Origin of the sequence: Bradyrhizobium niftali, from assembly GCF_004571025.1 — a bacterium.
In the GTDB taxonomy this organism is placed as follows: Bacteria; Pseudomonadota; Alphaproteobacteria; order Rhizobiales; family Xanthobacteraceae; genus Bradyrhizobium; species Bradyrhizobium niftali.
In genome coordinates this window covers 89,789-108,490 of record NZ_SPQT01000005.1, presented here as the reverse complement: position 1 = coordinate 108,490, position 18,702 = coordinate 89,789, and the positions used below count along the sequence as shown (strand labels likewise).

At 57.0% G+C, this 18,702-nt stretch carries 17 protein-coding genes; 12 read left to right on the top strand and 5 right to left on the bottom strand.

What is annotated here, in order from left to right; translation table 11 throughout:
* Nucleotides 1–9 precede the first annotated feature (9 nt).
* Both E4K65_RS12720 and E4K65_RS12715 read left to right on the top strand, forming a co-directional pair.
* A complete protein-coding gene (locus tag E4K65_RS12720; RefSeq protein ID WP_135174445.1) occupies nt 10–1,479 on the top strand; it encodes an SAVED domain-containing protein in 1,470 nt (489 codons plus the stop codon).
* Nucleotides 1,480–1,485: 6 nt separating this feature from the next.
* Nucleotides 1,486–2,913, top strand: a complete 1,428-nt coding sequence (locus E4K65_RS12715; protein ID WP_135174444.1) for a DUF2971 domain-containing protein — start codon at nt 1,486–1,488, stop codon at nt 2,911–2,913.
* Nucleotides 2,914–2,946: 33 nt separating this feature from the next.
* Here E4K65_RS12715 and E4K65_RS12710 read toward each other — a convergent pair whose 3' ends face one another.
* Nucleotides 2,947–3,894, bottom strand: coding sequence for a nucleotidyl transferase AbiEii/AbiGii toxin family protein (locus tag E4K65_RS12710; protein ID WP_135174443.1), 948 nt, complete (start codon nt 3,892–3,894; stop codon nt 2,947–2,949).
* Nucleotides 3,884–4,513 carry a hypothetical protein gene (locus E4K65_RS12705; RefSeq protein WP_235885603.1) on the bottom strand — a complete coding sequence of 210 codons (630 nt, stop codon included), beginning with the start codon at nt 4,511–4,513 and terminating at the stop codon, nt 3,884–3,886. Before E4K65_RS12705 ends, E4K65_RS12710 begins: the two co-directional genes overlap by 11 nt.
* A 219-nt stretch (nt 4,514–4,732) precedes the next feature.
* On the opposite strand from E4K65_RS12705, the gene E4K65_RS12700 reads away from it, so the two are divergent.
* The 3 genes from E4K65_RS12700 (at nt 4,733) to E4K65_RS12690 (ending at nt 8,286) form a co-directional block, all read left to right on the top strand.
* Entirely contained in the window at nt 4,733–6,640 is a 1,908-nt protein-coding gene (locus E4K65_RS12700; RefSeq protein WP_135174442.1) for a GmrSD restriction endonuclease domain-containing protein, read from the top strand.
* Between the two features lie 431 nt (nt 6,641–7,071).
* The gene (locus tag E4K65_RS12695) at nt 7,072–7,494 is read left to right on the top strand and encodes a hypothetical protein (RefSeq protein ID WP_135174441.1); all 423 of its coding nucleotides are present in this window, start codon (nt 7,072–7,074) and stop codon (nt 7,492–7,494) included.
* A gap of 432 nt (nt 7,495–7,926) precedes the next feature.
* Nucleotides 7,927–8,286 carry an HNH endonuclease gene (locus tag E4K65_RS12690; RefSeq protein ID WP_135174440.1) on the top strand — a complete coding sequence of 120 codons (360 nt, stop codon included), beginning with the start codon at nt 7,927–7,929 and terminating at the stop codon, nt 8,284–8,286.
* On the opposite strand, the gene E4K65_RS12685 is transcribed toward E4K65_RS12690, so the two are convergent.
* The 3 genes from E4K65_RS12685 to E4K65_RS12675 all read right to left on the bottom strand — a co-directional run bounded on the left by E4K65_RS12685 (nt 8,274) and on the right by E4K65_RS12675 (nt 10,429).
* Nucleotides 8,274–9,317: an OB-fold nucleic acid binding domain-containing protein gene (locus E4K65_RS12685; protein ID WP_209312058.1), complete on the bottom strand. Its 1,044-nt coding sequence runs from the start codon at nt 9,315–9,317 to the stop codon at nt 8,274–8,276. The genes E4K65_RS12690 and E4K65_RS12685 overlap by 13 nt on opposite strands.
* A gap of 63 nt (nt 9,318–9,380) precedes the next feature.
* Nucleotides 9,381–9,560: a hypothetical protein gene (locus E4K65_RS12680; protein WP_135174438.1), complete on the bottom strand. Its 180-nt coding sequence runs from the start codon at nt 9,558–9,560 to the stop codon at nt 9,381–9,383.
* A gap of 578 nt (nt 9,561–10,138) precedes the next feature.
* Nucleotides 10,139–10,429, bottom strand: a complete 291-nt coding sequence (locus E4K65_RS12675) for a hypothetical protein (RefSeq protein WP_135174437.1) — start codon at nt 10,427–10,429, stop codon at nt 10,139–10,141.
* A 27-nt stretch (nt 10,430–10,456) separates the two neighbouring features.
* On the opposite strand from E4K65_RS12675, the gene E4K65_RS12670 reads away from it, so the two are divergent.
* The 7 genes from E4K65_RS12670 (at nt 10,457) to E4K65_RS47160 (ending at nt 18,138) form a co-directional block, all read left to right on the top strand.
* A complete protein-coding gene (locus E4K65_RS12670; protein WP_135174436.1) occupies nt 10,457–11,257 on the top strand; it encodes a ComEC/Rec2 family competence protein in 801 nt (266 codons plus the stop codon).
* Nucleotides 11,258–11,261: 4 nt separating this feature from the next.
* Nucleotides 11,262–12,026, top strand: a complete 765-nt coding sequence (locus tag E4K65_RS12665) for a hypothetical protein (RefSeq protein WP_209312057.1) — start codon at nt 11,262–11,264, stop codon at nt 12,024–12,026.
* Nucleotides 12,027–12,060: 34 nt separating this feature from the next.
* Complete coding sequence (locus E4K65_RS12660; RefSeq protein WP_135174435.1) at nt 12,061–12,972, top strand: ComEC/Rec2 family competence protein; 912 nt, start codon at nt 12,061–12,063, stop codon at nt 12,970–12,972.
* Nucleotides 12,973–13,014: 42 nt separating this feature from the next.
* Complete coding sequence (locus tag E4K65_RS12655; protein WP_135174434.1) at nt 13,015–13,260, top strand: DUF2188 domain-containing protein; 246 nt, start codon at nt 13,015–13,017, stop codon at nt 13,258–13,260.
* 30 nt (nt 13,261–13,290) lie between these two features.
* Nucleotides 13,291–14,346 carry a hypothetical protein gene (locus E4K65_RS12650; RefSeq protein ID WP_135174433.1) on the top strand — a complete coding sequence of 352 codons (1,056 nt, stop codon included), beginning with the start codon at nt 13,291–13,293 and terminating at the stop codon, nt 14,344–14,346.
* Between the two features lie 390 nt (nt 14,347–14,736).
* Nucleotides 14,737–16,260, top strand: coding sequence for a C40 family peptidase (locus E4K65_RS12645; RefSeq protein ID WP_135174432.1), 1,524 nt, complete (start codon nt 14,737–14,739; stop codon nt 16,258–16,260).
* Between the two features lie 192 nt (nt 16,261–16,452).
* Nucleotides 16,453–18,138, top strand: a complete 1,686-nt coding sequence (locus E4K65_RS47160) for an integrase catalytic domain-containing protein (protein WP_167770763.1) — start codon at nt 16,453–16,455, stop codon at nt 18,136–18,138.
* Nucleotides 18,139–18,702 lie beyond the last annotated feature (564 nt).

Here is an 18,702-nt window from a genome sequence, read left to right as displayed (position 1 = left end):
GTAAGATCAATGAGCAAATCGCCTTCAACTCCTGATGCTGACGCTGGCTCCCTGGTTTCGCCTGCAGGCATGGGTGGTATCGTCGGTGGCAAGGGCTTTGACTTCCAAACCCGCTACATCGTCTGTCACTTGCCCCTGTGGATGACGGATGGCGCTTTCCATCAGATCTTCACCGAAGGTACAGGCGATATTGACATCCGGTATGTTGTTGATGCGACCTCGAAACGCAAACATATTCAGATCAAAGATCATGACGTTACGCCGAGCGAGTTCAAGGAGGTCATCGAAACCTTTCGCGCCTTCGATGCGGCAATGCCCGGCATCTATCAGCAATTCACCTTGGCGTGCCCGGGATTCTCGCCGCAGTTAAGGCCCATAGAGACAGGACTTGCCCGCTTGCGCGGCGCTGCCTCGTTCTACGACGATACGAGCGACGCTCTTGCACTTACCAAGAGTGACGTGGATGAGCGCTTACGCAAAAATGGCCTTACTGATGAGCAGATGCAGTTTGTCTACGACAAGGTCGGCATCGAAATTGGTCATGGCGACCTCGCGCATGATGAACGTGCGCTTGATATTTTTGTGGCGCGACTCCTCAAACATCCGGAGTTCGCTGGCAAGATAAGGGCAATGGTGCAGCCCGCCTATGCCGAGCTCTTACGTAGAATTAGCGCTAGCAAAGGCGTCACGCTCGACAAGGCGACTCTTGAATCCATCTTGCGCGCTTCCGTGCTCGCGAACCTTTCCTCGGAACAAAGCGTCACATTGTGGCTTCACAACTGGACGAAAGAAAACTTCGACCCGCCCGCCGACTACGAATTGGACTGGACGGAACACTTTGATAGGTCCTCAAGGCGTGTCCCGCCCCCTAACACATGGAATGACGACCTTGTGCCGCGGCTCGATGCGCTGCGCAAGGACATTATGGCAACGGGTCCGGTTCGAAATATTCGTCTGCGTGGCAAGTGCACCTTGTCGACCGGGGTCGCGCTCGGTGCCGTCATGCCGCTGGTTGGTGGCTGGGTTTTCGAAATTCCTCAACCGCCCGCAAAGGGAGCCTGGAGGTCGGATGCAGTGCCAACGCCTGGCTACGCGCTGCAGACTGAAATTGTTGAAGGAAGCGTCGATGGTTCAGATCTTGTCGTCGGTCTAAATATACGTGGCGATGGGCGTGCCGAGATCATCAGCTTCATTGAATCGACGGGGGAGTTACCTCAGGCTTATGTTTTCATGTCGCCACCAAGCCAGGGTTCTCAATCTATTGGTGGCCCCGAAGATGCGACGGCCATGGCGTTGGCGGTGAGAGATAATCTCGGCGCGATCTTGAAGGCACGGCAGCTGCGCAAGACCAAACTCTTCTTTTATGGTCCTTTTGCGTTGTCTGTATTTCTTGGTCAGCAACTAACTTCGATCGGCCAAGTTCAGCTGTTTGAATACCAAAATCCAGGCTATGTTCCGAGCTGTCTCCTGCGCACCTAATCGACGATGCCAAATTATCTGTATCGCTTTCGCCCACTTTCGCGTTTGCTTGAAAAGAACGAGCTCCGAAACCAAGAGATCTTCTTTGCTAGCCCGGAAAGCCTGAACGATCCGATGGAAGGCTTTCGCGATGTGTTCTGGAGTGGAGACGAGATTGTCTGGACAAATCTCTTTCGCCACTATTTGCTCTGTCTTGAATGGGCGTATTCTTTCGCCTCGATTAGCGCCGGCACGGAGTGTCTTTCTTGGCAAGACGTTCCCGTCTTCGATATCATCGATCGCGCACCGACGCCTCAACAGCGCCTCAGACTCGAAAAGCTAACCTCATCGTTTCTGAACCATAAGGCCATCAAGGCTCTTGTTCAGGTGCTTTCCGGGCGCCCTCATCCTGTCGGCCGCGACGAGCTGACCGCCTATTTTCATCCGGTCCACGCGCTGGCTTTGTGGGTCATCCAACAGAACTACGGCGAATATGGTCTAGGAAAAGAAATTAAAGAGGATCCGGAAGTTGAAGCCTTCCTTGCACGGTCTCTCGCTCAGGCGAGAGCCATGCTTGACCATGTCGTAAGCCTGCCTAAAGGACCGGATTCAGAACGCATCATTGCTGCGATGTTTTTGACGCACCGAAGCATGGTCGAAGAAATCGGATTCCTTCATCGTTATAACAATCGGGCAACGCCGATCGAACCTAATCGCTCTTTCGTCCTATTCGAGTTTCCCAATCAGTACGTCACGCAGCTTGAAACGCTAACATACCCAGACTGGTACACTGCCTGCTTTATGAACGAGTGCCGCAATTCCTCAATTTGGGGGCAGTATGGCGAAAACCACACCGCCGCTTGCCTCATTTTCGATGCCGGCGATGACGACAGACAGCTCTCGCTTCAGTTGGAGCGGATCTACGCCTTCGGCAATGATGGACCTATCAAGGGTTACGTTCCGCACCATTTCCAGAAGGTCGTTTACGGCGAGAAATATCCGACTGTCGATTTTTTCCGATCGCTGGGGCAGCTGCCGATCCCCTTGTTATCGCGCACTTGGTATGTGGGCCCGGCTGGCAAGCGAAGCTCCTGTGTGGATGATATGTTCAACGATGAAAATGCTTGGCGCGATCGCTATTGGACAACCTTCAATCAGAGTGTCGTGGGCAAACTAGAGGCTTGGCAGCATGAGGGAGAACAGCGGCTCATCCTCCACGGAGGTGACTACTCGGATCCTGTGAGCCGTGTCACTCATTACCAATTTAGGGATCTCACAGGCATCATCTTTGGCATTAAAACGCCAATCGAGAAGAAGATCGAAATCGCCGAAATCATCGAAGAGAAATGTCGGGCGGAAGGCCGGACCGACTTCAAGTTCTACCAAGCATACTATCACCGGGATAACGGGTGCATCGAGCACCGAGAACTGAGTCTGCTGAAGTACAAATTTTGACGAAACCAAGCGATTGCAGGACAGACGGTAAGGCTACAGCCGTTCTGCCCAATTAGAAATCTCGGCAAGTATCTGCTCGAACGTCGGCTTGTCTGCGTAATAGAGCGCGCTGCTACGCTCGTAGGCGTCTGCGTATTGTGCTCGCGTTGTTGCGCCGCTCAGGATGAAGGCATCGTTCTCGGCGATGTTTTGGTTTTCGCTGCGAAAGCGTGCCTTCTTGTGGGCTTTGTAAGCATCTGTGCCGATGAAGTCCTGAACCTCTTTGCGTCGGAGGAGTTCGTAGACATCATAGTAGTGGCGCATGAACCCCACCGGATCGCTGCCGTCCGCTTGCTGTTTGCGGAATTTCGTCGAAACGGTCTGGAGCTTTTCAACGAAGGTATAGCCGGCATCATAGCAAGGTACCTCCGTGGCGCGGTTGTCGATGACGTCGACGTTGCTCGCAGCCGCCCTGTCGTAAAGCCACGAACTGATGTCCTTTGGCGTGTTCGGAGCGACCGTGTCGAAGCCGACCTCCAGCAGAACGCCGTCTCTGAGTCCTTCCATGGCCTCGACGACTGTCGTGTAATTCAGCTTGATGCCGGCGCTTCGATATTGCGGCAAGTCGTCGAACTCGGTGTCCCGTTCGACGTTCGAAATGCCGCTAATCCTGATTTTCTGCGTCAGCCAATCGTAGAAATCCTTTCGCGACTTGATGTGGGTTGGTTTGTCGTGGTTCTTGCCGACTCTTACATCCTGGCCGGAAGAGGGCTGAATCAGAATATCGATGTCCTCTGAAAACCGGCTAATGATGCCATGCCCTTTTGAGAGGGACGTCCCGCCCTTCAGCTGAAAGGTAAAGCCGAGCTGCTGAAGACCATAGAGGCAATGCACGATCCAGTAGTCTTTTTCGACCAGCGCTGGATCAATGCCCTTTTCTTCCGCCACAATCCGGATCAGATCCGCCAACTGCGGGTGATTGTGAAGAAAATCATGCGGCATGCAATTCGCTCGCTCTCAGCGCGCGTTCGAAAAACTTCTTCGCCCGTTCACTTCCGTACTCACGCACCGCGCGCTGCAAACGCTTCGGATCGGCGTCAGCTGCGCGCTCCGCTATGCGCTTTAGAACTTCGTCCTTGGCCTCGGCAAGCTGATCGACGTTATTGACGAGATCGACAAGCAGAAACTCCTTCGTCAACGACTTCGGAAAGCGCGGCTTCACGCGGAAGGCATACTTGCGATTACCGAGCTGAAACTCGCCATGACGCTTATGATTGTAGACGACGGTCTTGTCGTAGAGCTGCGTCGTTCCCACGCCGAGGCTGTTGTAGGCGTTGGGGGAGGCCAGCAGAAACGCGTCATCCTTCAAGAACGCGCATACGACATCATTGTCGGATGCCGGAGCTGGTCCGAACACAGTCTCCTTTGGATAAACATAGAGACCGCCCGAGAGCTTGTTGAGCGTGCCGTCTGCAACCAATTGCTTCAGATGCCGATCAACAGACGTAGACCAGCGGGCCAAATCCGCCCGTCGATAGGCTTGGCCTGGCTTTAGGTGGCGTTTGAGTTCTTCAAGCTTCGTCATGCCGGCAAATATAGGCTCAGAAAGGCTCTTCTGCAAGAATTTTCATTGACAATTCATGCAAATATATATGTAAGTTATTGATTTATAAAGAACTTGACGTCAAGCAGATCGCCGGAGTATCGACCGCAGATCGCTCCCAGGCCTTCATTGCGATTGCGGGGACTTTCCACCTGTCCAAATCGGTAGCAGGATGTCGGCTCGACCGAGGGCTGTGAAGGGCGCCGTCCTCAATTTTTTAATGGGACATCTGCCCGCATGGCCGGTTCGACTTTTCAGACCAATCCATTTGATCTGCATAAGCTGCTCGATGATTGCCAGAAAGGCGTCATGCAACTTCCCGACTTCCAGCGTAGCTGGGTTTGGGACGAGGATCGCATCAAGAGCCTCATCGCCTCCATCTCGAGGGCCTTTCCCGTCGGCGCCTTGATGTCTCTTGACACCGGCGGACCGGTCAATTTCAAACCGCGACCGGTCGAAGGGGCTCCTCCCGAGGCCCGCGGCGTTACTCCCCAATCGCTCCTGCTGGATGGCCAGCAGCGCATGACCTCGCTTTATCAAGTCACGATACGCGACAAGGTGGTCGAAACCGAAACGCCGAAAAAGAAGAAGGTCAAACGCTGGTTCTATTTCGACATTCGCAACGCCGTTGATCAGACCGTCGATCGCGAGGACGCTATCATTGGCGTCCCCGAGGACAGGATCGTCCGTGGCAATTTCGGTCGTTCCGTAGACCTTGATCTTTCGACGCCACAGCTGGAATACGCGCAGCTGATGTACCCCGTCACGAAGGTGTTCGATTGGGATAAATGGCAGGACGGGTTCGACGCCCATTGGCGCGGCGATCAGCATGAGGCCGTTCGCGACGAGTTTCGCAAGTTCAAACGGGACGTGCTCGAAAACTTCAAATACTACCGCGTCCCGGTCATCGCCCTCGACCGGTCCACCTCCAAGGAGGCCGTTTGCGTCGTCTTTGAAAAAGTAAACACGGGCGGAAAACCTCTCGACGCATTCGAGCTCGTCACCGCCATGTACGCGGCGGATGGGCATGAGCTGCGCAAGGACTGGTACGGTGATGAGCACACGGAAGGCCGTCATCACCGATTTGTGGAAGCACTGCGGCCGGCTGGTGCCAAAAAAGGCATTCTAGCCGAGGTGAGCAATACCGACTTCCTGCAAGCCGTCTCGCTTTTCTACACGCGCGATTGCCGGCGAATTGCGGAAGCCGATGGAAAACAGGGCAAGGAATTGCCCGCCGTCTCCGGCAACCGGCAGGCCCTGCTCAACTTGCCCCTGGCCGAGTACAAGAAATACGAGAACAAGGTGGAGCTTGGCTTCGTTCAGGCGGCCAAGTTTCTTCACATGCTCCACATTTACCGAATTTATGATCTCCCCTACCAGTCGCAGGTCGTGCCACTTGCCGCGATCCTCGCCGACATCAGCGATGCCTGGGAACACGAGGCGGTGCGCGCCAAGCTGGAACGCTGGTACTGGAATGGCGTCTTCGGCGAGCTGTACGGCTCAGCGGTTGAATCACGCATCGCACGCGATTTCATGGAAGTGCCGCCGTGGCTTCAAGGCGGACCGGAGCCATCGACGGTTAGCGAAGTCGTCTTCCGCGCGGACCGGTTGAAGTCCATGCGGATGCGTCTCTCGGCCGCATACAAGGGTGTCAATGCCCTGCTCATGAAGGTCGGCGCGGAAGACTTCCGTTCGGGCCAGAAGTTCGATCATACGGTGTTCTTCGGAGAGAACGTCGATATTCACCACATCTTTCCGCAGGACTGGTGCAAGAAACGGAATATCTCGCCGAAGATCTACGATTCCATCATCAACAAGACGCCGCTCTCCTATCGCACCAACAGGATCATCGGCGGCATTGCGCCATCCGACTACCTGGCCAAGCTCGAAAGAGGAAGCGACACAACGCCCCCTATCGATGGCCAGCGCTTGGACGGCTATCTGAGAACCCACCTCATCGATCCGTCACTCCTGCGGGAAAACCGCTTCGACGAGTTCATGGCCGATCGCCAACGGCAACTACTTTCCTTGATCGAGCGCGCGACCGGGAAAGCTGCTTACGCCGGCGCCATGCCCGACGAAGGGGTGGATGTCGATAGCGACGAGGAAGACGCCGAGGCAGAATATACAATCGCCGCGGGATAGCTGGGCAAGCGTCTCGCGGACGAGCCTCGCTCGCCACCATGCCCTCCTCCCGAACAGCGATGTGGGCGAGAAGCACGGACTGCCGCCCCTGCTCAAGCCCGCGCCGGCTGCCGAACAGACCGATAGCCAATCGTAAGGAAGGGCCGTCATTCGCGGTTATCCCTTGGGCTCGATATCATGTTGCTTTGCTGTTTTTTACCGGTCTCGTCGCTGCACTCGTTTCGCGTGCCGGCTGCTCCGTCGCTATGCTCACGCGGCCCGTGTGCCCATTTCTGATGTCAGATTGAGCTATGATCCGTCGCGCGACAGCCGTAGTTATCCCACTGGTATGGTCCTCGTGGCAATCGTAAGGAAAGCGGCGGCACGCCGGCGATGGAAAACGCACAGCACGATGATCGTCGGAGCTAATTGGGATATCGGAAAGGAAGACGATGACCGCGATGATAGTGATTGTGATCGGTGTGGTGGGAAGCGTTGCGTCGATCATAAGTTTGCTGTTGCCTATCGAGATCTTTAAGACACGCTACTATCATGCTGCTTACTTGTTTGCCGTGGCAATCCTAGCCGGGATTGCGACTTATGAGGCCACGAAGTACGCCCGCCTTAACGACATCGCTATTGCGTCCGAGCGGCTGGCGGCCGATCGAGCAAGCGGATACACAAGCCGCGGATATGTGAACGCGGTTCTTGCGTTTCTGGAGAAAAACAAGGATCTTTTTCCCGACACCTACGCCCGTGCGCAGGCCTCGTGCAAGGCGTTCAAGTGCGATGATCCTGCCGCGGACGTCGATATGGTCGAGCTGTCCTATTCGTTTGATGGTATCGTGAAAGGGATGGGGGCGATCTCCAAGTAGAACCTTTCAAGTGCCGTATTAGAAGCATGCGCGCTTGGCACATGGGTCGGAGGGCGCGATAGTCATTCTCACCGCCCTGATATGGAGCGGGGCGCCGATCCCGGCGCTCCTAGGCAAGCCCTTACGTCCGGAATGAGCAGAAAGTACTTCTTTGTTTTGATGGCCGCAGTCTGTGTTGGGGGCGTTGTTCTAATCGTTTCGATCTTTTAGAGGCTTCCGAATACAGTCCAAGCTCAGAGATGAGCCAGACTGATGGGGCTGTCGATTCGGCAAAATGGCTAAATCGACGGCGGCGCAGACCATTATTCACGTGTCGCGGAACTGCGGAACTCCGGCGCCGCTCTAAGAATCAGACCGTTTTAGGCTCCTTGATTTCGGAATTGCCTTAATCGTAAAATCGATTTATGGGAAACCGAAATATAATTGTAGCCAATGAGCATCGTTCCTCCTCAATACAAAAAACCGCATGACGTGACGAGTTCAACTGATGGCTCGTCCGAAATGGCGAAGCTGGTTGATAGCCCCAGGTCTAAAAGGCCCAAAAGATTAACCAGAGGGCTGGAGAGGGTTACAAAGCTTTTCAAAAAGCAGGAAGGCAAATGTTATTTGTGTGGGGCCGAGATGAAGTTGCCAATAGACTTCTCCGAACGAAATGTCAGAGATCCGCTCGAGGCTACAATCGACCATGTCATTCCGCGTTCGCTTGGTGGAAGCAACAAAAAGGAAAACATCAAGGCGGCACACGCGGAATGCAACAAACGGAAACGTAATACGCTGCCTCAATCTACCTGAATCCGCGCCTTCACATTCAACGTGTCGATGTGCAGATCCGGGATATAGATGTCCCGCACCTTCCTGATGGGGACGTCGCCGCGAGGGTCGGGACTGCTGGAATGCCGGGCTTCGTCGCCGCGGCCGGCGGGAAGGACAAAGGCTCCGTTGCTACCACCGACGCTATTCAGCAGCTCGGTTTCATCGAGCAGATGTTCGGCAATCAGATGGACGACGCCATTGGCGCACTGAACCTTGCCCCGGACGGTCATCATCTGTGCGCCCAGAATGGTGCGGCGCAGCTTATCAAACAGTGACGGCCAGACGATCAGATTGGCGATGTCGGTTTCGTCTTCGAGCGTGATGAACATGACGCCCTTGGCCGATCCCGGCTTCTGGCGCACGAGGACAAGGCCGGCCACCGAAATCCTCGAGCCATCCCCGGCTGTCTGGAGATCGCGGCATGGGCTGATGGCTCGGCGCGTGAGTTCTTCGCGGAGGAAGGCCAGCGGATGGGCCCGCAACGTGAGGCCATGCGAGCGATAGTCCTCGACCACCTCACGGCCCTTGGTCATCGGCGGCAGGGCGACCGGTGTTTCCGTGATCTCAGGCTGGATGCCCTGCTCACGTTTATCGGCTTCAGCAAACAGGGGAAGCGTGTCCGACCGCAGGGACTTGATCGCCCAGAGCACAGCCTGCACCTCTTCACGGAGGATATGGTGGCCGTCAATCAGACCATCGTATTCCGGGTCGAAACCTTTGAGCCGGCGAAAGACTTCAATCCTGCGAAGCCCTACAAGACCCGGCTCAAATGGCGCGACCTCATGGGTGCCGAACAAAGCAAGCTGCTGCTGACAGACCCGCAAGCAGTGATCCAGGACCTTCTGAAAATCAAAGTCACGACACGGCCGGCGGTGTCCACCAAAGCACGGCGCCCTGCTCGTGGCCGCAATGGGTCCCGCCGCATGGAGGGTTTCCAGAGTTAGTGCACCCGAATGATTGAAGAAGACGAAGCCCTGTCGGTTATTGCCGGCAGGGCTTTTTCTTTGCACATGAGATCTCGCCCGTACCGAGGCAATATCATGCGCCGGGCGCGCTGATGCTGCCTGCCGCTATTAGAAGTGCAAGCGGCGCATGCCGATGACCCGGCGGATGTTCTGCAGCGACGTGAGCACTTCGTGTCTCTTTGCCGTGCCGGGGCCGAACTGGCCAAGAGCATGCCGCAGGTTTGCATCGAGTCCGCAGAGCTCTTCGCGTGTCATGTGCATCAGTTCAGTGACCGTCCAGGATATCATCGTTTCCTCCATCGTCCGGACCGCGCCAATCGCGGCCTTCTGACGGAGGCCCTTGCAACGCAGGAGGCAGGGCACACCTCTGGCGGGAGCGAAGCGGACGAGCGCAAGGCGGTTGGGCCATGCCGAGGCCGATGCGAAGGTGCCAGAGTGGAAGGCCATTGCGCGGCCCACGATCACGGAAATGATGATGGTCTGGCGGGCGCGTCCGCTGATGCGGACTGGGCTCTACAGGCTGCGTCTGCCGGGTCTTCGCCCCGGCCCATTCGGGTAACGATCCCTCGCGCAAGATCCGAGCTTAATCCCTCAAAGCCGTGGCCCGCGAGGGACGCTTACGCAAGTTTCCCAAGGCTGTAACGATACCCGTCATAGTGGAGACTCGTTTTCGCTTATCGGTTCCTTGGGACCCAGAACCGCCAACAATATTGTGTCCTAATTCTTGAGCTGCGATCGAGGTATTTGTGCATAAGTCTGCACGATTTTAGAAAAATATCCTACGTTCCACTTGAACAGTTCCCGGGCGTTCCCAAATCGTTCTTCACTTGTGGGATCACTCGCGCGAGGCCTCCAGCTCATCAGGTTCACCAACGACCGCCCCGTAGGGCGGCCGAACGCGGGAGTATGCCTTGCCTTACGAGATCGATTTTCTGCGTGCCGGCGATAGCAACGGCGACGCCATCATCCTTCGCTGGGGAGCCACGAAGGAAAGCCCGTTCTTTATCAACATCATCGATGGCGGTTTCGCCGATACCGGCGACCAGATCATCGAGCATGTTGAGCGCTATTACGCCAAGCCGGCCAATATCGCCAACGTCGTTCTCTCGCACGCCGATAACGATCACGCGACCGGCCTGATCAAGGTGCTTGAGCATCCGCGGTTCACGATCTCGACGCTCTGGATGAACCGTCCCTGGGACTATGTCGACGAGGTGATCGACAGCTTCCACGGCGCCTATACCCGGGAAGGGCTCATCAAGCGCATGCGCGAGATGCACCCCTACTTGATCGAGATGGAAGAGATCGCCACGCGGCGCGGGATCACCGTCAAGGCGCCGTTACAGGGTGCCGCGATCGGTCCCTTTACGGTGCTGGCGCCGAGCCGCGCCCGGTATGTGCAGCTGATTCCCGATCTCGACAAAACCCCGACCGCCTATGGCAGCAACCTGAAGGGGGGCTTCGGAAGCGCTCTCGCAAAAGCGTTTGTCGACGTCGCCGAGAAGGTCTTGGAGCGGCTCGATTTGGAGACGCTCGACGATAACCCGCCGGCGACATCCGCTTCTAACGAGACCTCGGTTGTGCAGTGGGCCGTGATCGATGGCAAGCGGATTCTGCTGACCGCCGATGTCGGGCCCGAGGGCCTCGCCGAGGCCGCACAATATGCCGAGAAAATCAGCCTCTCGATCCAGCCCCATCTCGTGCAGATCCCGCATCATGGCAGTCGGCGCAATGTGACACCGACGGTGCTCAATCGCTGGCTGGGCAACTATCCGGCGTCCTATCGGGGCGACGCCATCGCCTCGATCGGCAAGAACGCCGATATCTATCCGCGCAAGAAAGTCGCGAATGCTTTCACGCGACGCGGCTACAGCGTTTACGCCACGCGCGATTCATGGATCAATTTCCACGAGGGATACGAGCGTCGCGCGGATATGGGCTATGCCCAGGTCATCCCGTTTACTTCCGATGTCGAGGATGACTAAGACCATGCCCAAGTTTGATAAATACACGCTGCTGGCGCGCCTGCTTCCGGCCGTGATCGCGGTCGCACCTGCATTTGCGCTTGTGTGGGTCGTCATCACCTCCGGAACCGAGTTGAAATTGGTGCACGGTATTGCCGGCACGGCACTCGCCGCCCTCCTATGGGCCTTTGCCGACGCCGCACGGCGGCGCGGGAAAGCCATCGAGCCGAAATTGATCGAAGGCATGGGCGGGTTGCAGAGCATCGTGATGCTCCGGCACCGCGATACGACATTCGATGCGACGATGAAAGCGCGCATGCAGGCGTTTCTCGCCGGGAAAATTTCCGAGGTGGCACCGACTCGGCAGCAAGAAGCGGACAATCCCGAGGCGGCCGACGCATTCTACAAACGGGCGGGAGATTGGCTGCGCGAAAACACCCGCAGCCAGAAGAAGTTCGGCATCCTCTTCAATGAGAATGTCAGTTATGGCTACCGGCGCAATCTTTACGCGTTGAAATGGCAGGCGCTGGCGCTTAACGTCCTTATCGTCGCGGGCTGCCTCGCGCAGTACCTGGTCCGCTGGCCTTTCTCGGCCGATATCGGGCTGGCACCCGTGTTCGTCATCGCCTTCTTGCACGCGAGCTATCTGCTCTTCTGCTCGACACGAGCCGCGGTCTTCGAGGCCGCGCGCATTTACGCGCGTCAACTCCTGCTGAGCTTTGAATCTCCCCATCTACGAAAACAAGAAACGCCAACCAAGCCGCGGGCCAGAAAGGCGCAAGCCGGCTGAACCATCCCATCCAAGAGAGAGCGAGCAGACGGCCATGTCGACCATCAAGAGCTTCGCCGTTGGAAACGGCGATACGTTTTATATCCGGCATAATTCGGACAACTTCACGATCATCGACTGTGATCTCAATGAAGACAACGCCGAGGCAATCATCGGCGAATTAAAAACGCAATCCGCGGATAAAGGCATTACGCGGTTCATCTCGACCCATCCGGATGACGATCATTTCGGCGGTATCGAAAAGCTCGATGCCGAAATGCCGATCGCCAATTTCTATGTCGTGAAGAACAAGGTGATCAAGGATGATGAAACCACATCCTTCAAACGCTATTGCCAGCTTCGTGACGACACCTCGAAGGCGTTCTATATCTACAAAGACTGCTCGCGCCGGTGGATGAATGAGAGCAACGAGGAGCGCAGCACTTCTGGCATTAGCATTCTGTGGCCTGACAGGTCGAACGCAGACTTTAAGGAAGCGCTCGCCGAAGGCGAGGCGGGGACTAGCTATAACAACATGTCCGCCGTGATCCGCTATGAACTCGAGGGCGGCGCAAGCTTCCTCTGGCTCGGCGACCTCGAGACCGCCTTCATGGAGGCGATCACCGACCACATCAAGTTGACGAAAACGACCGTGGTCTTTGCCGCCCACCATGGCCGCAAATCGGGCAAGATCCCGGATGCCTGGCTCGAAAAACTCGATCCGCAGATCATCGTGATCGGTGAAGCGCCGTCGCGGCATCTTCACTACTACACCGGCTATCAGATCATCACGCAGAACAAGGCCGGCGACATCACCTTCGATCTCGAAGGCGATAAAGTCCACATCTATTCGTCGGATCCTAAGTATTGGCATTCGGAATTGGACGATGAGCAGCAGAGCAAATTTCCGAACTATGTCGGAAGCATTACGGTCGAGACGGAGTATACGCTCGAGTCTGCCGCTTAACGCCAAGACATGACGTGATCACCCCAAGACGAGAGAGCGAATATGGCCAAGAACGAATTTTTTATCGAGCAACGGCCCGACGGCCGTTACAACGTGTCGCGCCCGAACGCGGATCGGGCAAGTGCGACAACGAACACGCAAGCCGAAGCGATCGACAAAGCCAAGGCTATCGATCCCAATGCCACGATCCATGTTGAGCGGGTGCGGGATATCGCCTGGACGCGACAAGTGGCGCAAACTTTAGCGTTGTGCCGGCAATCAGTGATGCTGCCGGCTGCGGCCCTGTGAGCATATTGGGCAGTTATCGACTTAAAGGTCATGAACCTCATGGATTACGCGGCATCCGTTGCGCGCATCTTTGATCACCTGGAGAATGACCGCGTCGAAAGCGCGGTGATGGCGTGCCTGCGCATCGCGAGGGCCGCGCAAGACCATTTTTCGGCGGCGCTCTTTCTTCGTGAGCTTTATCCGAATAAGGCCGAAGTGGCACGGGCTCTTGCCGACGAGACCCAGCACCTCAATAAAGAGTCAAAGAGATTTCTCTATGAGCGCTCGCTCGAACGTTGGCTCAGCCTGCATACGATCGACGGTATCGACGATGATGGCGATAAGGACGAGGGCGAGCGCGCTAACGTGCTTATGGTTGCCGTTGGCGAAATGGAGGCCGAAATTGAGCGGTGGCGGGGTACGCTCAGTGATTTGACCGTTCCACCCGGGATGGCAGCCTTCGACACCGCGGCCTTTGCAGCGGCCTTGCCTGCCCAACGCGCCACAATCCGAGCCCGCATTGCGGGGCTTCATACTGTTAAAGCGAGGTTGAAGTCCCGTTGCCTCAACTATGCGATTTCGATCGAGCACGAACTGAATGCCGCAACACGAAATGAACATTTCTTGCATGGCGTGCAAAACGAGGTTCACGGTTACTTCAAAGGCCGGGCGGATGACGTTGTGCAGAAGCTAGTCAAAGCAAGCCAGCTGGCAAGTTCAGCGGACAGTGAAGACTCAGCACTGCTGCTTACCGAGGTGCGTCGCGTGCTCAAAGCGTCGGCGGATCTGTTCTGGCCAGTTAAAACCGAAGAGCCCGTGAAATGTGCCGACGGTCAAACGCGAAAATTGGGCGACCAGCAGCATCTCAATCGGCTTCAGGAGTTCGTACGGGTTCGCCTGCGTAATTCGACGGCGCGCGATCTGTTGGCCGTCGAGCTCGATCATCTCGAAGCCTTCTTTCGTCGATTGAACGATCTTGGCTCAAAAGGCGTGCACGCTGAAGTGACGCAAGCGGAGGCACGACAAGGATTGGTCGGCGTCTATTTTTTTCTATCCAACCTTATCCGGCATCTCACTGCGGTTGGACCCGAGCCGTCGGAAAGCTAGGGCAAGAAGCGCACAAAAGTCCAGCTTTCCGACGATGTTGCCATCATACGTACTTGAAAAATTCAGCTGGAGCGCGTCCGCCGTTGCGGACCGGGCTCTACAGGCCGCGCCTGCCGGGCCTTCGTCCCGGCCCATTCGGGTGACGATCCCTCGCGCAAGGCTGAAGTGCTCCTCGCCGGGGGCACTCGCTGACGCGGCCCGGCGGCAAGCCGCCGTCGTTATCACTGCCGCGTTAGACGGGTGCCCTTTTAACCGGTCTCGTCGCTGCACTCGTTCCGCGTGCCGCCCTCGCTTTCGCGAGGGCGTCGCTATGCTCACGCGGCCCGGGTGCCATTTCACAAGGCGATGCGCTCCGCGCACGCCTCCGCCGATCAGATTTGAGATCGTGTCGTGATGTTGCATCGAAATCGTGATGCAATTTTAAGCGCTATTCGGCCGTTGACAAAATTGCCTATTGCTCGAAACTTCAAACGGCTATTCGAGAGGAAAATTTCATTTTTCGAATTTGGCGACTTCCGTTACAATTGGGAGAAATTCGTAGTGACCCGTCTGATCGAAGCCGCCGCGTCTTCAAGCGTTTTCGATCGCCATCGATTTATCCGCCGGGACATGCTTGAGCCTGGCGATGTCTTGCTGACGCGTGCTGCCACTCTTCAGGGATTTGGGATCGCCACTGCGACAGTTGGCCGATTCTCACATGCCTCGCTCTGGCTCCCCTTTCGGAGCAATGAAGAAAAACTAGCAAACACCGTCCCCGACCACGGTCAATTACTTCTTGCGGAGGCCGATAGCGCCGGCATCGGGTTCTCGCACTACGGACTCGAGATCGTGGAGCTCGTGAACGGTCAAAAGGTCACCGTGGTGCCAGTGTTTGACGTCAGTGCGGCAATCCTGCTTAGGCATCCGTCGCTGAAGGCGCGCGGGCTATCGGCCATTTTCGAGGCGTCTGATCTGCTTCAGAAAGATGAATTCCATCTTTCCTATTCGTCACTGCCACGCCTAGCCGATGCAGTGAACATCCCGAAAGCCATTCGTCCCTTCATTCGACGAACCCTTCGCAAGTACGAAACTCCCGATGAAACCACGCTGTATGGCTCGTTCTGTTCCGAACTGGTCGCAAAGTTTTTTAAATATCTAGGACTGACGCTTCTTGATGACAATCGGCTGCCGGAGAAAATATCGCCGAATGATTTGAATAGATCGCGATTGAAGAGCGTTGCGGATGCAGTGCTATCCCGCAGAGACCTTATCGTTTCGCTGGGGTGGTCTCCAAGAAGGCCGACGGAGATTTATTCACGAGAGAAATCGTTGGGTCCGATCGTACGCTGGCGAGCCCAGAGCTTTCATACCGACAGGCAGATTGCCGGGTTGATCGATCAGGCCAACAAAGGCAGCGACGTCGACCTTCGGAATATTATCAGGACATGCCAAATCAACGTTGCGAACATTTCCGATGCAATTGCGCTTGCGGAGCAATGGAGCGACTGGTCATCGAAAGCTCGGTTTGAGAAATACCTTGAGCTCTTGTTGGCCGCCGAGGCGTTACTCGAAGAAGTGATCCGCCGACGCTACGGTCGAACAGACGTAAGCGAGAGACGGAAATTCAATCTGGCTGAAGCCAAGGTTAAGGACCAAGCGTGTGCGCTCAGTACCGATGCGATGGCGGCTTTTAACCGGACCCAAGGCCTGATGGCAATTCGGCACGTTCGAGTGAAAATGAGCGACAGGGAGGAGTATGAACGTCACCGCCGAAAAATACTCGCGGCTTGGGCTAGCGGCCGCAAGACCCGGGCCCTGGTCAACCCGATGCTGGAAAGATTGCGTGAGTATTCACGGATCGATCCGCCGGTCGACTTGGAAGGGGAGATCGCGGAAATCATCGCTTCGGCGTTTGCCAAGGCTGGCATGATCTAGCCAGACGCGTTCAAGCTCGAAGCGTACTCCTCGCTGGGGGGCACTCGGAAAAAGGGCTCGCCTTCGGCGACCGCTATCACTGCCCCGTTCCCGGTGCCCCTTTGACCGGTCGCATTGCCTCACCCAGAATGTTACTGGACAACTTCTCGCCGATGATTGGGTCGGTGCCATCGAATTGGTTCGGTGGCGTCTATGGCGGGAAAGATCAGCATGGGCGCGCGGCGCGAGGTGGTGTCGGCGGTAACTGAGCGTTACCGGTCGGCCAAACGAGCGGAGAAGGGACGGATCCTCGACGAGCTGTGCGCGACGACGGGCTGGCATCGCAAGCATGCGGTGCGGGCGCTCCGGCGACGCGAGACGGTTGGACCGGGCGAGGTCGAGGCAACAAGAAAGCGAAGACGCAGATATGGCGCGACGATCAAGGACGCGCTGACGGCGTTGTGGGGGGCGTCGGATCGGGTGTGCGGCAAGCGGCTCAAAGTGATGATCCCGACCTTGCTGCCTGCCCTTGAGCAACATGGCCGATTGCAGCTTGGCCAATCGGACCGTGATCGCGTTCTGGCTATCAGCGCCGCCACCATCGATCGCCTGCTCGTCGATGTGAAGATCGTGGCGAGCGGCGGCAGGCGGCGCCGTGCTGGATTCCATTCGGCAATCCGGCGTGAGGTCCCGATCCGCACGTTCAATGACTGGAACAGCCCGGTGCCCGGATTCTGCGAGGTTGACATGGTCGCCCATGGCGGCTCGTCGGTGGCTGGCTCGTTCATCCAAACCCTCACGATGGTCGATGTCGCCACCGGCTGGACGGGGTGCCTACCGTTGCTGACGCCGGAAGGTTCGCTCGTCGTCGAGGCGATCAACCGCGCACAGAGCCTGTTCCCCTGGCTGTTGCGCGGCGTGGACTTCGACAACGACAGCGCCTTCATGAACGATGTCGTCGTGCCATGGTGTCGCGAACAGAAGCTCGAAGTCACTCGCTCGCGCGCCTATAAGAAGAACGATCAGGCGTTTGTCGAGCAGAAGAATGGTGCCGTCGTCCGCCGCCTCATGGGCTATGGCCGCTTCGATGGCGTCGAGACGGCGCGTATGATGGGCCGCCTTTATGCGGCGGCACGGCTCTACGTCAACTTCTTCCAGCCGTCGTTCAAGCTGAAGGAGAAGCGTCGCGAAGGGGCTAAAGTGATCAAGCGCTATCATCTCCCATCGACGCCCTATGAGCGTGCCTTGGCGCATCCTAAGGTGACCGCGGCCGTGAAGAAACGGCTACGCGATCAGTATCGCTCGCTCGATCCGGTCGCGCTGTTGGCGGAGATTCGCACAACCCAAGAAGAACTAGGCAATCGCGTCGATCGTCGTGCCGGACATGCGCGCGGCCTGCAACCCGCTCGCACTAGCATCCTACCAGCGACCGCGGCGACGTTCGCGAAGACGCTCGGCAAGACCGCGACGGTCGGCGAGCCGCGTGCCACGCACCGGCGAACTCGTCGGCCCTATAAGACCAGAGTTCGCATGCCGTCCAAGCTCGACCCGCATATTGCCGCGATCGAAGCGTGGCTCGCAGAGCAGCCGCAGCTGACGGCGCTCGCAATTGTCGGCCGGCTGCGCGAGAAATACCCCGAGGAGTTCGGAAAGAAACAGCATTCGATTGTGCAACGTTTGTTGAGGGCGCTCAGACGGAGGGCTGCCGAACGGTTGGTCGCCCAGGGCCCGCTCGACGACGCCACGACCGCTGCCCCATTGCCCGGGGTTATGGACGGCTCGGGCTATGTAGGGCCCGACCCGCCCACAGCCCCTCTCGTCGAGCAAGCCGGGAAAGCCATCTGGCGCGACCGATTAATCGACATCGGATCGTCATCGGCAATGGCGCCATCAGGGTAACATTCGCAGATGCGGCAATACGCCGGTCTCGTCGCTGCACCCGTCCGCGTGCCGGCTTCGCCGTCGCTATGCTCACCCGGCCGCGGGTGCCATTGCAGTGGGGTGATGGGCCGTTGGCGCACGCCGCGCTCTGTGGATCTCGCCGAGCGACTTACTAAGTGAGTGAGCGAATAACCGCTTTGCGGAGAACAGGAACGAATCCTACTCTCGACAAAAGTCCGAAATTTCAAGTAGATAAAAGTTACGATTGTATCTCCCTCCTTGCTTGGTACTATTAGTTGATGACTGGATCACGCAGGCTAAGGGGCGTTGCGGCAGTCGCGCTTGTCGGCGCATCGCTGACGGCGGGCGCGGCAGCTGTTGATCGATATCGCGATCACCCCGCTACGGCCGTCACCGCTCTCCGCGTATGTGTTGAACAGGAATTTCGGCGAACCGGCTTTCAGGTTCTACATGCCGGCGGCACTTCGTTTGATGGGTTTGTAACTGGTCGTACAGCCGGCGGACCAACTGTAACGGTTGCCTTTGAGAAGCCTAGTTCAGCCGCCCGTTTGTCGTTCGACG

Excerpts from the sequence above, each read along its gene's own strand:
- E4K65_RS12720 (WP_135174445.1), top strand. The coding sequence starts at position 10 with ATGAGCAAATCGCCTTCAACTCCTGATGCTGACGCTGGCTCCCTGGTT.
- E4K65_RS12715 (WP_135174444.1), top strand. The coding sequence starts at position 1,486 with ATGCCAAATTATCTGTATCGCTTTCGCCCACTTTCGCGTTTGCTTGAA.
- E4K65_RS12710 (WP_135174443.1), bottom strand. The coding sequence starts at position 3,894 with ATGCCGCATGATTTTCTTCACAATCACCCGCAGTTGGCGGATCTGATC.
- E4K65_RS12700 (WP_135174442.1), top strand. The coding sequence starts at position 4,733 with ATGGCCGGTTCGACTTTTCAGACCAATCCATTTGATCTGCATAAGCTG.
- E4K65_RS12695 (WP_135174441.1), top strand. The coding sequence starts at position 7,072 with ATGACCGCGATGATAGTGATTGTGATCGGTGTGGTGGGAAGCGTTGCG.
- E4K65_RS12690 (WP_135174440.1), top strand. The coding sequence starts at position 7,927 with ATGAGCATCGTTCCTCCTCAATACAAAAAACCGCATGACGTGACGAGT.
- E4K65_RS12680 (WP_135174438.1), bottom strand. The coding sequence starts at position 9,560 with ATGATATCCTGGACGGTCACTGAACTGATGCACATGACACGCGAAGAG.
- E4K65_RS12675 (WP_135174437.1), bottom strand. The coding sequence starts at position 10,429 with ATGCTCAAGCACCTTGATCAGGCCGGTCGCGTGATCGTTATCGGCGTG.
- E4K65_RS12670 (WP_135174436.1), top strand. The coding sequence starts at position 10,457 with ATGAACCGTCCCTGGGACTATGTCGACGAGGTGATCGACAGCTTCCAC.
- E4K65_RS12665 (WP_209312057.1), top strand. The coding sequence starts at position 11,262 with ATGCCCAAGTTTGATAAATACACGCTGCTGGCGCGCCTGCTTCCGGCC.
- E4K65_RS12660 (WP_135174435.1), top strand. The coding sequence starts at position 12,061 with ATGTCGACCATCAAGAGCTTCGCCGTTGGAAACGGCGATACGTTTTAT.
- E4K65_RS12655 (WP_135174434.1), top strand. The coding sequence starts at position 13,015 with ATGGCCAAGAACGAATTTTTTATCGAGCAACGGCCCGACGGCCGTTAC.
- E4K65_RS12650 (WP_135174433.1), top strand. The coding sequence starts at position 13,291 with ATGAACCTCATGGATTACGCGGCATCCGTTGCGCGCATCTTTGATCAC.
- E4K65_RS47160 (WP_167770763.1), top strand. The coding sequence starts at position 16,453 with ATGGCGGGAAAGATCAGCATGGGCGCGCGGCGCGAGGTGGTGTCGGCG.